The sequence below is a fragment of the Nocardia sp. NPDC050717 genome (assembly GCF_040654275.1).
In the GTDB taxonomy this organism is placed as follows: domain Bacteria; phylum Actinomycetota; class Actinomycetes; order Mycobacteriales; family Mycobacteriaceae; genus Nocardia.
This window is the reverse complement of the sequence record NZ_JBFAHR010000008.1, coordinates 196,700-217,413: the sequence shown is the minus strand read 5'-3', so window position 1 is coordinate 217,413 and position 20,714 is coordinate 196,700. Positions and strand designations below refer to the sequence as shown.

General features: G+C 68.8%; 12 protein-coding genes. All 12 read left to right on the top strand.

What is annotated here, in order from left to right; translation table 11 throughout:
• Positions 1-12 precede the first annotated feature (12 nt).
• The 12 genes from AB0H56_RS18330 to AB0H56_RS18275 all read left to right on the top strand — a co-directional run bounded on the left by AB0H56_RS18330 (position 13) and on the right by AB0H56_RS18275 (position 20,695).
• Positions 13-945 carry a decaprenyl-phosphate phosphoribosyltransferase gene (locus AB0H56_RS18330; RefSeq protein ID WP_357164277.1) on the top strand — a complete coding sequence of 311 codons (933 nt, stop codon included), beginning with the start codon at positions 13-15 and terminating at the stop codon, positions 943-945.
• A 64-nt stretch (positions 946-1,009) separates the two neighbouring features.
• Positions 1,010-2,848 carry a flagellar motor control protein ZomB gene (zomB, locus tag AB0H56_RS18325; protein WP_357164274.1) on the top strand — a complete coding sequence of 613 codons (1,839 nt, stop codon included), beginning with the start codon at positions 1,010-1,012 and terminating at the stop codon, positions 2,846-2,848.
• 241 nt (positions 2,849-3,089) lie between these two features.
• Positions 3,090-4,160 carry an alpha/beta hydrolase family protein gene (locus AB0H56_RS18320; protein WP_167456265.1) on the top strand — a complete coding sequence of 357 codons (1,071 nt, stop codon included), beginning with the start codon at positions 3,090-3,092 and terminating at the stop codon, positions 4,158-4,160.
• 376 nt (positions 4,161-4,536) lie between these two features.
• Positions 4,537-5,592 (top strand): alpha/beta hydrolase family protein, encoded by a 1,056-nt coding sequence (locus tag AB0H56_RS18315; RefSeq protein WP_357164270.1) that lies wholly within the window; start codon positions 4,537-4,539, stop codon positions 5,590-5,592.
• Positions 5,593-5,816: 224 nt separating this feature from the next.
• Positions 5,817-6,851 (top strand): alpha/beta hydrolase family protein, encoded by a 1,035-nt coding sequence (locus AB0H56_RS18310; protein ID WP_244198257.1) that lies wholly within the window; start codon positions 5,817-5,819, stop codon positions 6,849-6,851.
• 229 nt (positions 6,852-7,080) lie between these two features.
• The gene (locus AB0H56_RS18305) at positions 7,081-8,853 is read left to right on the top strand and encodes an alpha/beta hydrolase-fold protein (protein ID WP_357164518.1); all 1,773 of its coding nucleotides are present in this window, start codon (positions 7,081-7,083) and stop codon (positions 8,851-8,853) included.
• A 126-nt stretch (positions 8,854-8,979) separates the two neighbouring features.
• The gene (locus AB0H56_RS18300) at positions 8,980-9,456 is read left to right on the top strand and encodes a DUF732 domain-containing protein (RefSeq protein ID WP_357164267.1); all 477 of its coding nucleotides are present in this window, start codon (positions 8,980-8,982) and stop codon (positions 9,454-9,456) included.
• On the top strand, positions 9,456-10,442 hold the full coding sequence (locus AB0H56_RS18295) for a cutinase family protein (RefSeq protein ID WP_357164264.1): 987 nt from the start codon (positions 9,456-9,458) through the stop codon (positions 10,440-10,442). Before AB0H56_RS18300 ends, AB0H56_RS18295 begins: the two co-directional genes overlap by 1 nt.
• Before the next feature lie 207 nt (positions 10,443-10,649).
• On the top strand, positions 10,650-11,669 hold the full coding sequence (locus AB0H56_RS18290) for an LLM class F420-dependent oxidoreductase (protein ID WP_110038304.1): 1,020 nt from the start codon (positions 10,650-10,652) through the stop codon (positions 11,667-11,669).
• A 211-nt stretch (positions 11,670-11,880) separates the two neighbouring features.
• Positions 11,881-13,797 carry a long-chain-fatty-acid--AMP ligase FadD32 gene (fadD32, locus tag AB0H56_RS18285; RefSeq protein ID WP_110038081.1) on the top strand — a complete coding sequence of 639 codons (1,917 nt, stop codon included), beginning with the start codon at positions 11,881-11,883 and terminating at the stop codon, positions 13,795-13,797.
• A gap of 95 nt (positions 13,798-13,892) precedes the next feature.
• Positions 13,893-19,154, top strand: coding sequence for a polyketide synthase Pks13 (gene pks13 / locus AB0H56_RS18280; protein WP_357164260.1), 5,262 nt, complete (start codon positions 13,893-13,895; stop codon positions 19,152-19,154).
• Positions 19,151-20,695 (top strand): acyl-CoA carboxylase subunit beta, encoded by a 1,545-nt coding sequence (locus AB0H56_RS18275; protein WP_110038082.1) that lies wholly within the window; start codon positions 19,151-19,153, stop codon positions 20,693-20,695. Before pks13 ends, AB0H56_RS18275 begins: the two co-directional genes overlap by 4 nt.
• The last annotated feature ends 19 nt before the right edge of the window (positions 20,696-20,714 follow it).

Below are 20,714 nucleotides of genomic sequence, written 5' to 3'. Positions count from 1 at the left end.
TCCCTGGCTGAGATGAGCGAAGAACCGTCCGCCGCCGTCCTCGACGAAGGTGTTGTGAAGGGCCCGCCGAAGACCCTGATCGGCGGCGTCATCAAGGCCATGCGCCCGCGTCAGTGGGTGAAGAACGTCCTGGTGCTCGCCGCGCCGCTGGCCGTCGGCCCCGAAGCGGTCGGCGACGCGGGTGTGCTCGCGCACGTCGCGATCGCGTTCGTCGTGTTCTGCATGGCGGCCTCCGGTATCTACCTGGTCAACGACTCGCTCGATGTCGAGGCCGACCGGGCGCACCCGACCAAGCGGTTCCGGCCGATCGCGGCCGGCGTCGTCCCGGTCAACCTGGCTTACGCGCTGGCCGGGCTGCTGCTGGTCGGCTCGATCGCCGGTTCGTTCCTGGCGTCCTGGCACCTGGCCGTGGTGATGGCGATCTACATCGGCATCCAGTTGGCCTACTGCCTCGGCCTCAAGCACCAGGCCGTGCTCGACATCTGCATCGTGTCCTCGGGCTTCCTGCTGCGCGCCGTCGCCGGTGGCGCGGCCGCCGACATCGCCCTGTCGCAGTGGTTCCTGCTGATCATGGCGTTCGGTTCGCTGTTCATGGCGGCGGGCAAGCGCTACGCGGAACTGCAGATCGCGCTGGAGACCGGCGCCAAGATCCGCAAGTCGCTGCAGTACTACACGCCGACCTACCTGCGCTTCATCTGGACCCTCGCGGCCACCGCGGTCGTCATCTTCTACGGCCTCTGGGCGTTCCAGCAGGACGAGCTGCGCGACACCCAGTGGTACTCGATCTCCATGATCCCGTTTACCATCGCAATCCTGCGTTACGCGGTCGACGTCGACGGTGGCGAGGCCGGTGAACCCGAAGAGATCGCGCTGGGGGACCGCATCCTGCAGTTCCTCGCTATTGCCTGGATCGGAGCGGTAGGTGTCGCTGTCTATCTCACCTGACGAGATCGTGGTAGCGGAGCAGGAGACAACCGAAGACGAGCGGCTACGCGAGCGGACGACGCGTGTGCCTGCGCGTCTGGCTGTTCTGTCCCGCGCCACCTTCGTCGGTGGGATCGTGCTCACCGTCGTGTTGTTCGCGGTGGGCGCGTGGCAGCGGCGCTGGATCGCCGATGACGGCCTCATCGTGCTGCGCACGGTGCGCAACCTGCTCGCGGGCAACGGCCCCGTCTTCAACATGGACGAGCGGGTGGAGACCAACACCAGCACGGCGTGGACCTACCTCGTCTGGTTCTTCAGCTGGCTCACCCAGGCCAGGCTCGAGTACGTGGTGCTCGGTGTGGCGCTCACGGTCTCGCTGCTGGCGATGGTGTTCGCCATGCTCGGCACCGCCCGGCTGTGGGGCGGAACGACCGGGCAGCTGCTGATCCCGGCAGGCGCGCTGGTCTACATCGCGCTGCCGCCCGCCCGCGACTACGCGACCTCCGGGCTGGAGAGCGGGCTGGTGATCTGCTGGGTCGGGCTGCTGTGGTGGCTGATGATCCGGTGGAGCCAGGCGGCCGTGGTCCGGGTGCCCGGCCTGCTCGGGCTCGTCTTCCTCGCCGGTCTCGCGCCGCTGATCCGGCCCGAGGCCACGCTCATCGGCGTGCTCGCGCTCGGCATGATCTTCCTGGCGCCGATGCCCGCGTTCCGGTTCGGCCCGATCGCGCTGCGCGCGCTGGTCGTCGCCGTGGCCGGGATCGTGCCGGTGGCGTATCAGATCTGGCGGATGGGCTACTACGGCCTGCCCTACCCGAACACCGCGGTCGCCAAGGACGCGGGCGGGGCCAAGTGGGGCCAGGGCATGAAGTACTTCTGGGACCTGGTCGGCCCGTACTACCTGTGGATCCCGCTGCTCGTGCTGCTGGTCGCCGGTGTCGTCACCGCGGTGGCGCGCGGGGTCGCGGTGCGGCCGACCTGGTCGGTGGCGGGGATCAGGGGGTGGCTGCGCTCGCCGAGCGCGGTCGTTGTCATGGTGCTCGGCAGCGGCCTGCTGCTCACCGTCTACGCGATCCGCGTCGGCGGCGACTTCATGCACGGCCGGATGCTGCTGACCCAGCTGTTCCTGCTGTTGCTGCCGGTGGCCGTCGTGCCGGTCCGGCTGCGGGCGTTCACCCCCCGTGACTGGTCGACCGCGGTCGTGCTGGTCGCGCTGCTCGGCACCGCGGGCTGGTCGGTGTACGCGGCGGGCACCACCGCGATCAAGACCGGCACCAAGATCAGCTCGTCGGGCATCGTCGACGAGCGCGTCTACTACGTGCTCAACACCGGCAAGGACCACCCGATCCTGGCCGAGGACTACCTCGACTACCCGCGCATGCGGGCGATGGTCCGCGACATCGCGAACAACCCCAACGGCGGCCTGCTGCTGAACTCGCCGTCGTTCACGATGTGGTACCTCGATCCGCCGCCGCAGCCGATCCCCGAGGGCGGTTCCGGGCACACGGTGTACTTCCTGAACCTGGGCATGACCAGTATGAACGTCCCGCTGGACGTGCGCGTGATCGATCCGATGGGCCTGGCCTACCCGCTGGCAGCGCACTCGGACCGGCTCGCCGACGGGCGCATCGGCCACGACAAGGCGCTGTACCCGGACTGGGTGGTCGTCGACTCGGGCATGGTCGACATCCACCCGTGGATGCCCTGGTACATGGACGAGGAGTGGGTCACCCAGGCGCGCACGGCGATGTCGTGCCCGCAGACCCAGGCGCTGATGATCTCGGTGCGCGACCCGCTCACCTTCGACCGGTTCAAGCACAACCTGCGCAACGCGCTGAACTTCGCGAAGTACCGGATCGACCGGGTGCCGAAGTACGAGATCCAGCGGTGCGGCTTGGTCGACCCGTTCCCCGAGCCGCCGCGCTGAATCGCACCCTGTGTCACACTGGGCCCACGAGTACCCCGTGGGCCCAGTGATTACACCTCTGGCCAGGATTTTCTCAGTGGCGTTCGCCGCTAAATCACTTTTCGGTAACGCCAGGCTATCGATGTCACGATATGGTCATCGAGAGGAACGGCCCGTCGGCGCACTGGTGTGCCGGTAGTAAGTCGGCGGTCATTTGCAACCGCGGTTCGCGCGAGCCGCACGAGGAAAGGCCCAAAACAGAATGCGTGGCGGACGTCTCAGAGCCCGGGGAGCCGGCTGGCTCAAGCGATCGGTGCTGCTCTCCCTGGCCGTAGTGCTCCCGATCGGTGCGGCGGTGGCTGGTCCCACCGGCACCGCGTCGGCGGCCTTCGATCCCAGTGGTTTCGACTTCTGGGTCGACTCCGAGATGGGCCCGATCAAGTCGCGGATCTTCCGCGCCGCGGACGGTAACACCGGCCGCGTGGTGTACGCGCTCGACGGCATGCGGGCCCGCGACGACCTGAGCGGCTGGGAGATCGACACCAACGTCGCCCGCGCGCTCACCGCGGCCAACATCAACGTCGTGATGCCGGTCGGCGGCCAGTCCAGCTTCTACGCCGACTGGAACGCGCCCAGCAACTTCTTCGGCCTCGACGCCGGTTCGGGCGGCAGCTCCACCGGTTCGGCGGCCACGGGTTCGGCGATGACCGGTTCGTCGATCGCGCCCGCTCAGGTGGCGGGCAAGAAGAACACCTACAAGTGGGAAACCTTCCTCACCCAGCACCTGCGCAACGCGCTGTCGAGCCGCCTCGGCTTCAACCCCAACAACAACGGCGTGTTCGGCCTGTCGATGGGCGGCTCCGCCGCGCTGACGCTGGCCGCCTACCACCCGGACCAGTTCAGCTTCGCCGGGTCGTTCTCGGGCTACCTGAACATCTCGGCGCCGGGCATGCGTGAGGCGATGCGCGTCGCGATGGTGTCGGCCGGTGGCTTCAACATCGACGCGATGGCGCCGCCGTGGGGCCCGCAGTGGCTGCGGATGGACCCGTTCGTGTTCGCGCCGCGCCTGGTCGGCAACGGCACCCGCGTGTGGGTCTCGGCCGCCAGCGGCATCCCGGGCGCCGGTGACGTGTCCAACCCGATGGAGATCGTCCAGGGCGTGCCGCTGGAGCTGCTCGCGATGGTCAACAGCCGGGCCTTCCAGGTCCGCATGGCCACCCTCGGCGGCGGCAACGCGCACTTCGACTTCCCGATCACCGGCGTGCACAACTGGCGCAACTGGGAGACCGAGGTCAACCGGATGATTCCGGACCTGTCGGCCAACATCGGCTGAATTATCGGCGGCTGGCGCCGCGGGGTTTCGGCCTCGTGACCCCGGCTCCGCGAAGCGATACTGCGCCTGCGGCGTTCCGTCTCGCTCCGCGGAGCCGGGGCGGCCGAAACCGTGGTGGTAGCGAATGGCCGTTCGGTGCAAAACGCACCGGGCGGCCATTCGTGCGTTTTCGTCACGATCCGACAGAGGGCCGGTGACGAATCACCGATGGCAGGTCACCGTGAGTTGTGCTCCGGGTCACTTTCCAGCAACATGTAGGCATTCGCCGCGATTGATACAGAGTGAGCATGCGTCGAGGTGATCGACGTCCGATGAGGGATCCGACCGTGTAGCTCGGGGTTTGCGCAGTCGGTCTGCCGAGAAAGGTCTAGTCGAAATGCGAACACTGCGCCCGAAGCGCGTGAAGACCGCAGCCCCGCGTTCCTGGGCGCGTCGTCTGGCAGCCGGGATCTCGATGGCCCTGCTGGTTCCGATCGGAACCGCCGTCGCGGGCGGCGCCGCCCCCGCCACCGCCGGATTCAACCCCGCCGCGTTCGACTTCTGGGTCGACTCGGGCATGGGCCCGATCAAGTCGCGCATTCTGCGCGCGGCCGACGGCAACACCAACCGCGTCGTCTATGTGCTCGACGGTATGCGCGCGCCGGAGCATCTCAACGGCTGGGAGATCGAAACGGATATCCCGAACGCGCTCGCCAGGGCGAATATCAACGTGGTGATGCCGGTCGGCGGTATGTCGAGCTTCTACGCCGACTGGAACTCGCCGAGTGAATTCTTCGGCATTCCCGGCAGCGGCGCGCCCGCCTCCGGCTCCGGCGCGGGCAACGCGCTCTCCGGCGGGCCCGGCAAGAGCTATCGCTACCAGTGGGAATCCTTCCTCACCAACGACCTGCGCAACGCCCTGGCCGACCGCCTCGGCTTCAACCGCTACCGCAACGGCGTGTTCGGCCTCTCCATGGGCGGCTCCGCGGCGCTCACGCTGTCGGCCTACCACCCGGACCAGTTCTCCTTCGCCGGCGCGTTCTCGGGCTACCTGAACATCTCCGCGCCCGGCATGCGCGAGGCCATCCGCATCGCGATGCTCGACGCCGGTGGCTACAACGTCGACTCCATGGCCCCGCCGTGGGGCCCGCAGTGGCTGCGGATGGACCCGTTCGTCTTCGCCCCGAACCTGGTCGGCAACAACACCAGGCTGTGGATCGCGGCGGCATCGGGCCTGCCGACCAATACCGACGGGCCGAGCATGGGCACCGTCAACGGCATGGCGCTGGAGGCGCTCGCGCTGGCCAACACCCGCGCCTTCGAGGTGCGCATGGCGACCCTCGGTGCGCGCAACGTCCACTACTCGTACCCGGCCTACGGCATCCACGCCTGGAACAACTGGAATGACGAGGCGCTGCGCATGATCCCGGATTTGTCGAACAACATCGGCTAGTCGACGCCACAACGAACGTCCGGCGCATTCGTGCGCCGGACGTTTGTTTTCCGAGGCGAGTTCTGTTGCCCTTGCAAGTAATTCGCGGGTCGAATATCCTCCAGCGAGCGAAAGTGTGACCAGATCGTTGTTTCACCTGTCTGATCGGCCGGACTGTCGGGATCCGGGCGATGTCCCTGGGCGGGTCTGGCACGCCACAACAGCAGAAAGAGAGCGGAATTCACATGCGTTTCGGCAAGGCCGCCGCGCCGAAGGGTGACCAGCCGGGCACGTCCCGGGGCATTGCACCTCGAGGTTGGCGTCATCGAATTCTAGCTGTCGGCGCCGCGGCACTCGTGCTGCCGATCGCCGCGGGGGCGGCCCCGACGGCGTTCGCCGCCCCGGTGTCGGCGCCGGCGCTGCGGGCCCCGGCCGGTGGCTACGAAGAGCTGATGGTTCCGTCGAAGATGGGCCCGGTCAAGGTCCAGGTGCAGTGGGCGCGCAACGGTGGCAACGCCGCGCTCTACCTGCTCGACGGCCTGCGCGCCCGCGACGACCGCAACGCCTGGTCCTTCGAGACCAACGCGATGCAGCAGTTCGCCAACGACAACGTCACCCTGGTGATGCCGGTCGGTGGCCAGTCCAGCTGGTACGCCGACTGGACCGCCGCCTCCAACACCAACGGCCAGAAGACCACCTACAAGTGGGAGACCTTCCTGACCGAGGAGCTGCCCGCCTTCCTCGAGGGCTACGGCGTCTCCCGCACGAACAACGCGGTGCTCGGCCTCTCGATGAGTGGCCCGGCCGCGCTGCGTCTGGCCGCGCTGCACCGCGACCAGTTCAAGCACGCCTCCTCGCTCTCGGGCCCGCTCAACTGGGGCGCCCCCGGCATGCGTGAGGCCATCCGCGTGATGATGCTCGACGCGGGCCGCTTCAACGTCGACTCCATGGCCGCTCCGTGGAGCCCGGCGTGGCTGCGGATGGACCCGATGGTGTTCGCGCCCGAGCTGCGCGGCCTGCCGATGTTCATCTCCACGGCCAACGGCCTGCCCGGTCAGCACGACCGTCCGGCCGGCCTCGGCGGCCTCTACAACACCGCCAATGCCATGGGCATCGAGGCGATCTCGATGGTGAGCACCTTCTCGTTCCGCAACCGCCTGAACTCGCTCGGCATCAACGCCGTCTACGACTTCCCGGCCAGCGGCACGCACTCGTGGAAGTACTGGGAAGACGAGCTGTGGAAGGCACGTCCGCACATCCTCGGTGCGCTGGGCGCCTGATAGTTTCCGCTCAGCAACGCTGACAAGACCGGTTCACCCGCAGGGTGAGCCGGTCTTTTTGCTGTGCGCGGCTCTCGCGTGTCTTCCCCGGTTATCGGTGGGTGCTGCGGTACAACCATCGATGAGGCAGGCCGTGGATGGGGGATGAGGAGGGTCGCGCGTGATGAAACATCGTGTCTCGGTTCATCGTGTTTCAGCGCCGATGCGGCGGATCCTCGGCATCGCGGCCATGGCAGCGGCCCTGTTGGCGCCGACCGTCGCCGTGCCGGCCCAGGCCCAGGCTCAGGCCGGGGTCGCGGGCGTGCAGCGGGTGGAATGGCTCTCCGATCGCCGGGTGGCGCTGTGGGTGTTCTCGCCCTCGATGAACACCCCGATCCAGGTGCAGATGCTGCTGGCCCGCGACTGGAACGCCAAGCCCGACGCCAAGTTCCCGATGCTGCTGATGCTCGATGGCCTGCGCGCCCAGGACGACGAGAACGGCTGGACCAAGGACGCCGACGCCGAGGTCTTCTACGGCGACAAGAACGTGAACGTGGTGCTCCCGGTCGGCGGCCAGTCCAGCTTCTACGCCGACTGGCTCGAGCCGTCGAACGGCCACCTGTACAAGTGGGAGACGTTCCTGACCAAGGAACTGCCCGCCGTGCTCGAACGCGACTGGCGCACCACGGATGTGCGTGGCGTCCAGGGCCTTTCGATGGGCGGCACCGCCGCGATGAACCTCGCGGGCCGCAATCCCGGCCTGGTGAAGTACGCGGCGTCGTATTCGGGCCTGCTCACCACCACCACGCTCGGGATGCCGCAGGCGATCGAATTCGCGGTCCGCGACGCGGGCGGCTTCGACTCCGCCGCGATGTGGGGCCCGCCCGGCGGCCCGGAATGGGCCGCGCACGATCCGTATCTGCTGGCGGAGCGGTTGAAGGGCATCAGCATGTACGTCTCCAGCGGCAGCGGCCTGGCCGGCGCCAACGACCCGGCCGGTCCGGTGCCGCTGGTGAGCGGCAACTGGGCGGGGACCGGGCTGGAGATCCTGGCGCGCATGTCGACGGAGAACTTCGTCGGCAAGCTGGAGAAGCTGGCCATCCCGGTGCAGGCGAACTACCGCCCCTCCGGCATCCACACCTGGCCCTACTGGGATTTCGAGATGCGGCAGTCGTGGCCGCAGGCGGCCGCGGCGCTCGGCACCGAACCCGGCGCGCCCGCGTGCGGCCTCGGCGGGGCCATCGCCGGGGTGGCGCAGGCGGCCAACTGGCTGGGCAACTGCGTGACCGGCGAGTACCCGGTGGGATCGGGTGTGGTGCAGGACTTCCTCAACGGCCGGGTGTTCCATTCAGCGGCGACCGGCGCCCAGGTGGTAGCCGGGCGAATCGGCGGCACGTATGCCGGTGTGGGCGGGCCGCTTTCGCCGCTGGGCATGCCCACCGAGGGCGAGCGGGTGCTGCCCGACGGCCGCGGCCGCATGCAGTCCTTCGAGGGCGGCGCGATCTACTGGACGCCGCAGACGGGCGCGCAGGTGGTGCGCGGCGCCTTCCTGGAGGCGTGGGGCAAGCAGGGCTTCGAGGGTGGTCCGGCCGGGTATCCCGTCGCCGCCGAAGCGAAGACGCCGAGCCGGGACGGGTCGGTGCAGTCCTTCGAGCACGGCCCGATGTTCTACAGCCCCGCCACCGGCGCGCACCGGGTGCAGGGCTTCATCCTGGACAAGTACGCCGCGCTCGGCTTCGAGAACAGCCCGCTCGGCTTCCCGGTCGCCGAGGAGGCGCCGCTGAAGGATCTCGGCCGGTACAGCCGGTTCGAGGGCGGCAGCATCTACTGGAGCCCGCTGTCGGGCACCTGGGCGGTGCGCAACGGACCCGTGGCCGACGCCTGGGGCGCGCAGGGCTTCGAGAACGGCAGGCTCGGCTATCCGGTGAGCGACGAGTTCCCGGTCCCCGGTGGCGTTCAGCAGAATTTTCAGACCGGGTTCATCGTGGTGAAGGGCGGCAAATCCGAAGTTCACGGCGTGTGAGCCCGGGCTGAGAACTCTCTGAGCATCGCCCTGCGGTACCCGGTGGCGCCGATTGTCCGGCTAGCCTGGTCTGCGACCGCTTCCCTGACGAACGATCGAGGAAAGACATTGCATCGGATCCCTGGCATGGTTGCCGGATCGGTCGCGGCCCTGGCTGCCGTCGCCCTGTTGTCGGCATGTGGTGACAACGACTCCACGGCGTCGCAGACGCCGACGCTCTCGTCGAGCGCCGCGGCGGCAACGTCCTCGGCGAAGCCGAGCACCACGGTCGTCACCCCGCCCTCGGAGGCCGACCCGACCACGTCCGCCGAACTGCCGGAGCCCGCGCCGGAGGTCACCGAGCCGGTCGGACCCACCTCAGCCAAGGACGACGCCTTCCTCGCCGAGCTGGCCAAGAACGGCATCAAGCCCGCCGATCCGACGATCGCGTTGACCACGGCCAGCTACATCTGTTCCGCGAAGTCCACCGGGGCCAGCGACGCCGACATCGCCACCTTCGTCGGCGCGATGGCCGGCACCGACCCGGCCTTCGGTGACGCCAACATGGACGTCAACCGGGCGGCGCAGGTCTACATGGCCGCCGCGAACTCCACCTACTGCTGATGAACCGGCCGACGCGACGTTCCCGCAAGCTCTGGCCTGCGGGGTGCCTGACCGTGCTGGCGCTGATCGTGCTCGCGATCATCGTCATCGTGCTGCTCTGGTACCTGTTGGCGGGGCGGTTGACCCCGCCGGGCCCCACCCCGCCCGGCCCGCCGCCACCGACGTCGCAGTCGGCCGATTGTCCCGATGTGATGCTGCTCTCGATTCCGGGCACCTGGGAGTCGTCGAGCACCGATGATCCGTACAACCCGCACGCGAACCCGATCTCGCTGATGCTCAGCGTCAGCGGGCCGCTGCGCGAGCAGTTCCCCGACGACCGGCTCGAGGTCTACACGGTGCCCTACGTGGCCCAGTTCTCGAACCCGATCGCGATTCCGCCGGACGGCCAGGCCTCCTACAACAACAGCCGCACCGAGGGCACGGCGCGCGCCACCGACATCCTGGCCCAGCGGCACAAGCAGTGCCCGCTGACCACCTACGTCATCGCGGGCTTCTCGCAGGGCGCGGTCATCGCCGGTGACGTCGCCGCCCAGATCGGCGCGGGCAACGGTCCGGTCCCCGCCGACAAGGTCCTCGGCGTCACCGTGATCGCCGACGGCCGCCGCACCGGTGACACCGGTCCCGGCCAGCCGGTCGAGATCGGCGATCCGCCGCCGCCCGGTCAGGGCGCCGAGGTGGCGCTGCGCGGTGTCAACGTCCCTGGCATCAGCATGACCGGCGCGCGGCCCGGCGGTTTCGGCACGCTGGCGCCGAAGGTGAACTCGATCTGCGCCCCCGGCGACATGATCTGCGACGCACCGCGCCAGGCCCTGAACCCGGCCAACGCACTGAGCAGCCTCGGCGCGCTGATCCGCTCGGCGGGCAACCCGGTGCACGCTCTCTACGCCACCAACACCGTCGACGGACAGGGCACCACCGCCACCCAGTGGACGGTGAACTGGGCGGCCGGGCTGATCGAGAACGCTCCTCATCCGCCACATTCCTGAGCGGCCGACAGTCGGAGTATTCACAGTCACAGCGGGCGTGCGATTGCCATGGTTCATGCCTCGCTGTGACATCCGCACTCCCATTCGCTCGCACGCTGTAAAGTGCGCTGATGATCGTGCCGTCTTCCTCCGCTACCGCGGAGTAGCGGCGGGCCCGTGTACACCGCCAAGCACGCGCTGCGTGCAACAGCCAGGAGCGATGAGTTCATGACCGAAGCTGCCGCACCCGTCGGTGAGACGACCGCGCTGGGTACGCCGCTGCGTCCGTTCCGCTTCGGAGCGGCCGGAGAGGGCAACAAGCAGGAGGGCGGGGCGCGCAAGTTCGTCCAGACCGCGCAGCAGGCCGAGGAATACGGGTACGACACCTTCTTCGTGCCCGATCATCTGGGCGACCAGATCGGCCCGATCGCCGCGCTGGGCGCGCTCACCCAGGCCACGGACAAGATCCGGCTCGGCACGTCCGTGCTGGCCAACGGTTTCCGCCACCCCGTCGTGCTGGCCAAGGACCTGGCCACCATCGACGTGCTGTCGAAGGGCCGCCTCGAGGTCGGCGTCGGCGCGGGCTGGATCAAGGAGGAGTTCGACAACGCGGGCATCCCGTTCGAGCGCCCCGGCGTCCGGCTGGAGAAGCTCGACGAGTCGCTGACCATCCTGGACACGCTGCTGCGCGGCCAGGAGTGCAACTTCGAGGGCAAGCACTACCAGGTGCGGGGGATCAAGGGCACCCCGCGCCCGCGGCAGGGCCCGCGCCCGCCGCTGTGCACCGGTGGCGGCGGCCCGAAGATGCTCGCGCTGGCGGCCAAGCACGCCGACATCGTCTCGATCGTCCCGCAGACCACCAAGAACGGTAAGGGTCTGCTGTCGGGCATCACGCTCGAGAAGACGATCGAGAAGGTCGAGATCGTCAAGGCCGCTGCCGGCGACCGCTTCGCCGACATCGAACTGAACTGGGCGATCACCGCGATCGTCATCACCGACGACCGGGAGAAGACCGCGGAGATGGCGTTGAACGCGATCGCCCGCGGCCTGCATCCGAATCTCGAGGTCGACGTGGAACTCTCCGTCGAGGAGATCTTGAATTCGCCGTACGTCGCGATCGGCACCTTCGAGGAGATCGCCGAACAGATCAAGCGTGTGCGCGAACTCACGTCGATGTCGTATGTGGGCATCTTCCCCACCCAGATGGATGCTTTCGCGCCTGTCATTCCGCTGCTGCGGGAGGACTGAGCGGGGGTTCTCTGTAACATGACTCTGGTTTGAGAACATCTAGCCGATAGCGGTCACCGCGCAGACCGCTCGAAAATCCGCAGGTTGTCATGACGCACGTGGTGCGTGTTCCGGCGACCGGTGGCGATAGCGAGTCGGGGCCTCACAGGTGTCAACGCCACAGCGCGTTGGGAGAATTCACCGGTGTCCGGGCCTCGGAGGAGAAGAAGGAATGGAAGAGACTTTCGACGACTACCTGGACGAGACCGGGAACATTGTGATTCCCGAGGGTCGGACCCTGGTCGATCACGTCGAGAAGCACACCCGTAACGATGCGAACACGCTCGCGTACCGCTACATCGACTACTCGCGTGAGCGCGACGGCGAGGTGCATGAGCTGACCTGGCAGGAGTTCGGAGTTCGGCTGCGCGCGGTAGCCGCTCGCCTGCAGCAGGTGACCAACCCGGGCGACCGGGTCGCGATCCTCGCCCCGCAGGGCCTGGACTACGTGATCTCCTTCTTCGCCGCGATCTACGCGGGCACCATCGCCGTGCCGCTGTTCGATCCCGACGAGCCGGGCCACACCGACCGCCTGCACGCCGTCCTCGGTGACTGCGAGCCGTCGGCGATCCTCACCGCGACCTCCTCGGCCGCCGGTGTCCGCCAGTTCTTCCGTTCGCTGCCCGCCGCGCAGCGTCCGCGCATCATCGCCGTCGACGCGATCCCGGACACCCTCGGTGATTCCTGGGTCCGCCCCGACACCGCGATCGACGACATCGCCTACCTGCAGTACACCTCGGGCTCGACCCGGGTGCCCGCCGGTGTGGAGATCACCCACCGCGCGGTCGGCACCAACCTGCTGCAGATGGTCAAGGCGATCAACCTGGACTGGAACTCGCGCGGCGTCACCTGGCTGCCGCTGTTCCACGACATGGGTCTGCTCACGGTGATCCTGCCCGCCGTCGGCGGTCGCTACATCACCATCATGTCGCCGAGCGCGTTCGTGCGCCGTCCCTCGCGCTGGATCAACGAGCTGGCCGCTGTCTCCGACGGCGCGGGCACCTTCGCGGCGGCGCCGAACTTCGCGTTCGAGCACGCCGCGGCGCGTGGTCTGCCGAAGGCGGGCGAGTCGCTCGACCTGTCGAACGTGATCGGCCTGATCAACGGCTCCGAGCCGGTGACCGTCTCGTCGATGAAGAAGTTCAACGACGCGTTCGCCCCGTACGGCCTGCCCAAGACCGCGATCAAGCCCTGCTACGGCATGGCCGAGGCCACCCTGTTCGTCTCGGCGACCAAGGCCGAGGACGAGGCCAAGGTCGTCTACGTCGACCGGCACGAGCTGAACGCGGGCCGCATGGTGCGCGTGGAGCAGTCCGACGAGAACGCCATCGCGCAGGTCGCGTGCGGTTACGTCGCGCTGTCGCAGTGGGCCACCATCATCGATCCGGAGTCGGTGGAGAGCCCCGAGGGCGGCCGCGAGCTGCCCGACGGCCGGGTCGGCGAGATCTGGCTGCACGGCAACAACATGGGCATCGGCTACTGGGGACGCCCCGACGAGTCGACCAAGGCGTTCCGCAACAAGGTCACCGAGCGGCTGGCCGAGGGCAGCCACGCCGAGGGCACCGCGCCCGACGCCGACTGGCTGCGCACCGGTGACTACGGCGTGTTCTACGACGGCGAGCTCTACATCACCGGTCGCGTCAAGGACCTGGTGATCGTCGACGGGCGCAACCACTACCCGCAGGACCTGGAGTTCTCCGCGCAGGAGGCGTCCAAGGCGCTGCGGCCCGGATTCGTCGCGGCCTTCGCGGTCCCGGCCAACCAGCTGCCCGCCGAGGTGTTCACCGCCGACAGCCATTCCGGCCTGAAGTTCGACGCCGACGACGCGTCCGAGCAGCTGGTCATCGTGGCCGAGCGCGGCCCCGGCGCAGGCAAGGCCGATCCGGCTCCGATCGCCGACGCGGTGCGTGCCGCGGTCTCGCAGCGCCACGGCGTGACGGCCCGTGACATCCTGCTGGTCCCCGCGGGTTCGATCCCGCGCACCTCCAGCGGCAAGATCGCCCGGCGGGCTTGCAAGGCCGCCTACCTCGAGGGAACGCTGCGCGGTGGTTACACCCAGCAGGCTTTCCCCGATGCACCGGAAGAGTAATCGGCCGACCGGTAGCGAGCGACGCCCGGCGTGACACACACGTCGGGCGTCATTCCACGGCGCGCCCTGTACACAGACAGGTAGCTTGAGGATTAATGGTTAACAACGACCTCCCCCAGGCAAGCGACGGCCTTCAACAGTCGGCCGCCGCTGGTGACAACGAGGGCACGCCCACCCCCACCCCCGAGACCTCCGCTTCCGAAGGTGATCTTTCGGTTGCCGAGCTGCGCGAATGGCTGCGCCGCTGGGTCGCCGACGCGACCGGCCAGTCGATCGACGCGATTACCGTCGACCGGCCGATGGAGGAGTTCGGGCTGGCCTCGCGCGACGCCCTCGCCCTCGGTGGCGACATCGAGGACTACACCGGCGTCACCCTCGCGCCGACGGTGATCTACCAGCATCCGACGATCGGGTCGCTGGCCGAGATCATCGTCAACGGCGAGCCCGAGTTGCCCGCCGAGGAGATCGAGGACTACGCCGCCGCCTACCAGCCCGGTGAGGCGCACGACATCGCCGTGGTCGGCCTGTCGACCCGGCTGCCCGGCGCGGGCACCACGCCCGAGTCGACCTGGGAGTTCATCATCGGGCGCGGTGACGCGATCCGGGAGCTGCCGGAGGGGCGCTGGGACGAGTTCCTCGGCGATCCCGCCATCGCCGCCGCCGTGGCCGCGGGCAAGACCAGGGGCGGCTACCTCGACCAGGACGTCGTCAAGGGCTTCGATGCCGACTTCTTCGCCACCTCGCCGCTCGAGGCCGAGCGCATCGACCCGCAGCAGCGGCTGATGATGGAGCTCACCTGGGAGGCGCTCGAGCACGCCCGGATCCCGGCGAGCGACCTCAAGGGTTCGCCGGTCGGCATGTTCATCGGCTCCTCGACCAGCGATTTCCAGATGCTGGCCGCGCTCGCGCTCGGCAACGCCGATCCGAATGTGCCCGCCTCGGCCGAGGGCTACGCGATCATGGGCAGCTCCAACGGCATCATCGCCAACCGGGTGTCCTACTTCTACGACTTCCGCGGCCCGTCGGTCACGGTCGACACCGCGTGCTCGTCCACGCTGGTCGCCGTGCACCAGGCGGTGCGCGCCCTGCGTGACGGCGAGGCCGACGTGGCGCTGGCCGGCGGCGTGAACATGCTGCTGATGCCGATGACGACACTCGGTTTCGCCCCGGGCACCTCCGAGGACGGCCGCATCAAGGCCTTCTCCAAGGACGCCGACGGCATGGTCCGCTCCGAGGGCGCCGGCCTGGTCGTGCTCAAGCGGCTCGTCGACGCCGAGCGCGACGGCGACCACATCTACGGCGTCATCAAGGGCACCGCGGTCAACAGCGACGGGCGCTCCAACGGCCTGCTCGCGCCGAACCCGGAGGCCCAGGCCGACGTCCTGCGCCGGGCCTACCGCGACGCGGGCATCGCCCCCTCCACGGTCGACTACATCGAGGCGCACGGCACCGGCACCCCGATCGGCGATCCGATCGAGGCCGAGGCGCTGGCCCGCGTGGTCGGTCGCGGTCGCGAGGCCGACAAGCCCGCCCTGCTCGGCTCGGTGAAGACCAACTTCGGTCACCTGGAGTCCGGCGCGGGCGTGCCGAGCCTGGCGAAGGTGCTGATGTCGTTCCAGCACAACGTGATCCCGCCGAACATCAACTACGCGGGCCCGAGCCCGTACATCCCGTTCGAGCAGGCCAACCTCAAGGTCGTCGACGAGCCGACCGAGTTCCCCCGCTACAGCGGCGTGGCGACCGTCGGTATCTCCGGCTTCGGCTTCGGTGGCACCAACGCGCACGTGGTGCTGCAGGAGTACGTGCCGGGCGCGTCCGCCGTCGCGGACGTGACGCCGGAGCAGGTCGCCGCCGCGGAGATCGGGGACGAGGAGACCACCGATGTGGTCGCCGAGGCCACCGCCATCACCGAGGCCGCCGCCGAGCCGCTGCCGGAGTGGGACGGCGAGCGCGCCGAGCCGCTGCCGGTGATCCTGGCCGTGTCCGCCTACCTGCCCTCGCGCCGCAAGCGCGCCGCCGCGGACCTGGCCGATTGGCTGGAAGGCCCGGGCAAGGACGTGCCGCTGGCCGATGTGGCCCGGTCGCTGGCCAAGCGCAGCCACCAGCGTTCGCGCGGCGTGGTGCTGGCCAAGACCCACGAGGAGGCCGTCGCCGGTCTGCGCGCCATCGCCGAGGGCAAGCCCGGCGCCGGTGTGTTCACCGCCGACTCGCCCGCGTCCAACGCGCCCGTCTGGGTGCTGTCCGGTTTCGGTTCGCAGCACCGCAAGATGGCCAAGCAGCTCTACGGCGAGAACCGGATCTTCCGCGAGACCGTCGACGCGGTCGACGAGCTGGTGCAGGACGAGGCGGGCTACTCGATCCGCGAGATGTTCCTCGACGACGAGCAGGACTACGACGTCGGCACCTGCCAGGTCGGCATCTTCACCATCCAGCTCGGCCTGGCCGCGCTGCTGCGCGCGCACGGCGCGGAACCCGCTGCCGTGGTCGGTCATTCGATGGGTGAGGTCGCCGGCGCGTACATCGCGGGCGGCCTGACGATCGAGGACGCGGTGCGCGTGATCTGCGCCCGCTCGCGCCTGATGGGCGAGGGCGAGCAGATGATCACCGAGGACGACGTGCGCAACATGGCGCTCGTCGAGCTCAGCGCCCACGACGTGGCCCAGCTGCTGGAGCGCTTCCCCGACGTGGAGTGCGCGGTGTACGCCGCGCCGACCAACACCGTCATCGGCGGGCCGCGCGAGCAGGTCGAGCAGATCGTCGCCGAGGTGGAGGGCATGGGCAAGTTCGCCCGCATCCTGCCCACCCGCGGTGCGGGCCACACCTCGCAGATGGACCCGCTGCTCGGCGAGCTGGCCGCGGAACTGGCAGGCATCGAGCCCACCTCGCTCACGACCGGCCTGTACTCCACCGTGCACGAGGGCCTGTACTTCAAGCCCGGCTCCGATCCGGTGCACGACGAGCCCTACTGGGTGAAGAACATGCGCGGCAGCGTGTACTTCACCAACGCGGTCAAGGCAGCCGTCGACTCCGGGCACACCACCTTCCTGGAGCTCGCCCCCAATTCCGTTGCCCTGATGCAGGTCCTGGGCACCACCTTCGCGGCGGGCGTGCACGACGCGCAGCTCATCCCGACGCTCAAGCGCAAGGAGGACGAGTCCGCCGGTGTCATCGGCGCGCTCGCCCAGCTCTACGTGCACGGCCACGCCGTGAACCTGAGTTCGCTGCTGCCCGAAGGCGATTACGCCGACGTGCCGCGAACCGCGTTCGTGCGCAAGGAGTACTGGCCCAAGGTCGCGATGTCGGCCGGTGGCGGCAACACCAAGGCGCCGGGCGCGCACGTCGCGATGCCCGACGGCCGCCACGCCTGGGAGGTACAGGCCGGTGCGGTCAGCGACCTCACCGCGCTGGTGCAGGCCGCCGCCGCGCAGGTGCTCTCGGATGTCGCCGTGTCGGTCTCGCACCCGCACGCCGCGCTGCCGACCACCGGCACCCTGACCACCACCCTCACCCCGCACCTCGGTGGTGCGTCGGTGCAGGTGCACGCCAAGAACGCGGGCGGCTTCACGCTGCTGTTCGACGCGGTCGTCACCTCCGGTGCCGCGCTGCCCGAACCCGTTGCCGCCGTGGCCGAACCGGCCGCCGTCGAGCCCACCGCCGCCGAGGTCGCCGTGGCCACCAGCGATCGCTGGGATCCCAACGGCACCGAGACCGTCGAGCAGCGGCTGTGCGTGATCGTCGCCGAGTCGATGGGTTACGCCGTCGAGGACCTCCCCATGGAGATCCCGCTGATGGAACTCGGTCTCGACTCGCTGATGGCCATGCGCATCAAGAACCGCGTCGAATACGAATTCGACATCCCGCAGCTGCAGATCTCCGCGGTCCGCGACGCCAGCCTCAACGAGGTGTCGAAGGTGCTGCGCTACGCGATCGAGCACCGCGACGAGATCGCGGCGATGGCGGAGAAGCAGGCCGCGGCCAAGGCGGCAGGCGAGGACGTGGAGATCGGCGTCGACGCGAACTTCGTCGAGGCGGCGCGCGCGGCGATCGCGGCGGGCGATGATCCGCTGGCGGCGGCCAAGGCCGCAGGCGCGGAACTGCCGGACGCGGCCGCTGACAAGCAGGATGTCGCTGCGGCTGAGGCTGTTTCGGCCGACGAGCCGCAGGCCGCGCCGCCCGCTGAAGCCGTGACCCCGGCCGTCGCTCCGGCACCGGACGCGACGCAGGCGGCAGTGGACGTCGACTACTCCGCGCCGGCCGGCGACGAGGAGAACGTTCCGCCACGTGACGCGGCCGAGCGCCTGGCCTACGCCACCTGGGCGGTCGTCACGGGCACGTCGCCCGGCGGCATCTTCAACACGCTCCCGATCCTGGAAGAGGATGTCGCCGAGAAGATGGCGGCGCGCCTCACCGAACGGGTCAAGGCCGAGGTCACCGTCGACGATGTGCTCGACTGCGAGACCATCGAGCAGCTGTCCGAGGTCGTGCGCACCTTGCAGGACAGCGGGGCCGACGTGGACGGCTTCGTCCGCCCGCTGCGTGCTCGTGCCGAAGGCTCCACCGCCACTCCGGTTTTCGTGTTCCACCCGGCCGGTGGCAACACCCTCGTCTACGAGCCGCTGCTCAAGCGCCTGCCCGCCGACACCCCGATGTACGGCATCGAGCGAGTCGACGGCTCCATCGAGGAACGTGCCAGGGAGTACCTGCCGGAGCTGCGCAAGATCCAGGGTGACGGCCCGTACGTGCTGTACGGCTGGTCGCTGGGCGCGGTGCTGGCCATGCAGGTCGGTCAGCTGCTGCGTGAGGAAGGGGCCGATGTGCGCTACGTCGGCCTGATCGACCTCGCGATGACCGTCGAGGACGAGGACAACAGCCCCGAGGAGCGCGTCCGCCGCCTCGAGCGCTACCAGGCCTTCGCCAAGAAGACCTACAACGTCCCCGCCGAGCTCGACCGTTCGCAGATCGAGGAACTGGCCGCGGCCTCCGATGCCGAGCAGTTCTCCATGATCAGCGACCTGATCAAGCTGTCCGGAGCGAAGATCCCCGGCGGTGTGCTGGAACACCAGCGGACCTCGTGGATCGAGAACCGCGCGCTCCAGCAGGTTCGGCCGCGCGAGTACGACGGCGACGTCGTGCTGTACCTGGCCGACCGGTACCACGACGGTGCGATCGAACTCGAACCCCGATTCGCCCATCGCAAGCCCAACGGTGGCTGGGATGAGTACGTGAAGAACCTGGAGGTCGTCCACATCCCGGGCGACCACCTGCAGATCGTCGACGAACCGCGGATCGGCCAGATCGGTGCCGACCTCGCCGCCAAACTGGCCGCGATTTCCGCAAAGGGAGAAGTACGTAAGTGAGCACGACCGCCGAAAAGCTTGCCGATCTGAACGAGCGGCTCGAGCTCGCCAAAGAGCCGACTGGCGCCAAGGGGATCGAGAAGCGGGCGCGTAAGGGCATTCCGAGTGCCCGCGACCGGATCAACATGCTGATGGACCCGGGCACGTTCGTCGAGATCGGCGCGCTGGTCCGCAAGTCCGGTGACGCGAACGCGCTGTACGGCGATGGTGTCGTGGTCGGCCACGGCCTGGTCGAGGGCCGGCCGGTGGCGGTGTTCTCCCACGATCAGACCGTGTACGGCGGCTCGGTCGGCGAGGCGTTCGGCCGCAAGCTGTGCGGCATCATGCAGTACGCCGCCAAGGTCGGCATTCCGCTGGTCGGCATCAACGATTCCGGCGGCGCGCGCGTGCAGGAGGCGGTCAGCTCGCTGGCCTGGTACGCGTGGATGGCGACCAATATGGAGCCGCTGTCGGGCATGGTGCCGCTGGTGTCGGTGATCCTGGGCAACTGCGCCGGTGGCGCGGTGTACCAGCCGATCTGCACCGACATCGTGGTGGCCACCGAGTCGGCGCACATGTTCGTCACCGGGCCGAAGGTGATCAAGGAGGTCACCGGCGAGGACGTGAGCCTCGAGGAGCTCGGTGGCGCCCGCACCCAGGCCGACTACGGCAACATCCACCATGTGGCCAAGGACGAGGAGTCCGCGTTCCAGTGGGTGCGCGAATACCTCGGCTACATGCCCACCAGCTGCCAGGAACTGCCGCCGGTGGTGAACCCGGGCCTGGAGCCCGAGATCACCGATTCCGACCGGGAACTCAACACGTTCATGCCGGATTCGGACAACGCCGGCTACGACATGTACGACATCCTGCTGCGCATCTTCGACGACGGCGAGTTCAAGGAGATCAGCGGCGACACCGGGCCGAACATCATCACCGGTTTCGCCCGGGTCGACGGGCAGAGCGTCGGCGTGGTCGCGAACCAGCCGATGGCCTCGGCAGGCGCCCTCGATGCCCGCGCCTCGGACAAGGCCTCGCATTTCGTGCGCCTGTGCGACGCGTTCGAGATCCCGCTGATCTTCGTCGTCGACACCCCCGGCTTCCTGCCGGGTGTGGAGCAGGAGAAGGTCGGCGTGATCAAGCGCGGCGGCCGCTTCCTGTTCTCCTACGTGGAGGCCTCGGTCCCGAAGATCACCCTGGTGGTCCGCAAGTCCTACGGCGGCGGCTACGCGGTGATGGGCTCCAAGCAGCTCGGCGCCGACATCAACCTCGCCTGGCCCACCGCCCGCATCGCGGTCATGGGCGCCGAGAGCGCCATCGGCCTGCTCGGCGCAGCCCAGATCGCCGCGGCCCCGGAAGACCAGCGCGCGGCCGTCCGCCAGAACCTCATCGATTTCTACAACGCCAACGTGGCCACCCCCTGGGTGGCCGCGGAACGCGGCTTCATCGACGCGGTCATCGAACCGGCCACCACCCGCCTGGAAATCCGCCGCGCCCTGAAACTGCTCCAGGACAAGAAGATCCAGCGCAACCCGCGCAAGCACCACGTCCTGCCGCTGTAGACACCCGACGAGAAGGGCC

Coding starts and splice junctions, on each gene's coding strand:
- AB0H56_RS18330 (WP_357164277.1), top strand. CDS start 13: ATGAGCGAAGAACCGTCCGCCGCCGTCCTCGACGAAGGTGTTGTGAAG.
- AB0H56_RS18310 (WP_244198257.1), top strand. CDS start 5,817: ATGCGTTTCGGCAAGGCCGCCGCGCCGAAGGGTGACCAGCCGGGCACG.
- pks13 (WP_357164260.1), top strand. CDS start 13,893: ATGGTTAACAACGACCTCCCCCAGGCAAGCGACGGCCTTCAACAGTCG.
- AB0H56_RS18290 (WP_110038304.1), top strand. CDS start 10,650: ATGACCGAAGCTGCCGCACCCGTCGGTGAGACGACCGCGCTGGGTACG.
- AB0H56_RS18320 (WP_167456265.1), top strand. CDS start 3,090: ATGCGTGGCGGACGTCTCAGAGCCCGGGGAGCCGGCTGGCTCAAGCGA.
- AB0H56_RS18300 (WP_357164267.1), top strand. CDS start 8,980: ATGGTTGCCGGATCGGTCGCGGCCCTGGCTGCCGTCGCCCTGTTGTCG.
- AB0H56_RS18315 (WP_357164270.1), top strand. CDS start 4,537: ATGCGAACACTGCGCCCGAAGCGCGTGAAGACCGCAGCCCCGCGTTCC.
- AB0H56_RS18305 (WP_357164518.1), top strand. CDS start 7,081: ATGGCAGCGGCCCTGTTGGCGCCGACCGTCGCCGTGCCGGCCCAGGCC.
- fadD32 (WP_110038081.1), top strand. CDS start 11,881: ATGGAAGAGACTTTCGACGACTACCTGGACGAGACCGGGAACATTGTG.
- AB0H56_RS18295 (WP_357164264.1), top strand. CDS start 9,456: ATGAACCGGCCGACGCGACGTTCCCGCAAGCTCTGGCCTGCGGGGTGC.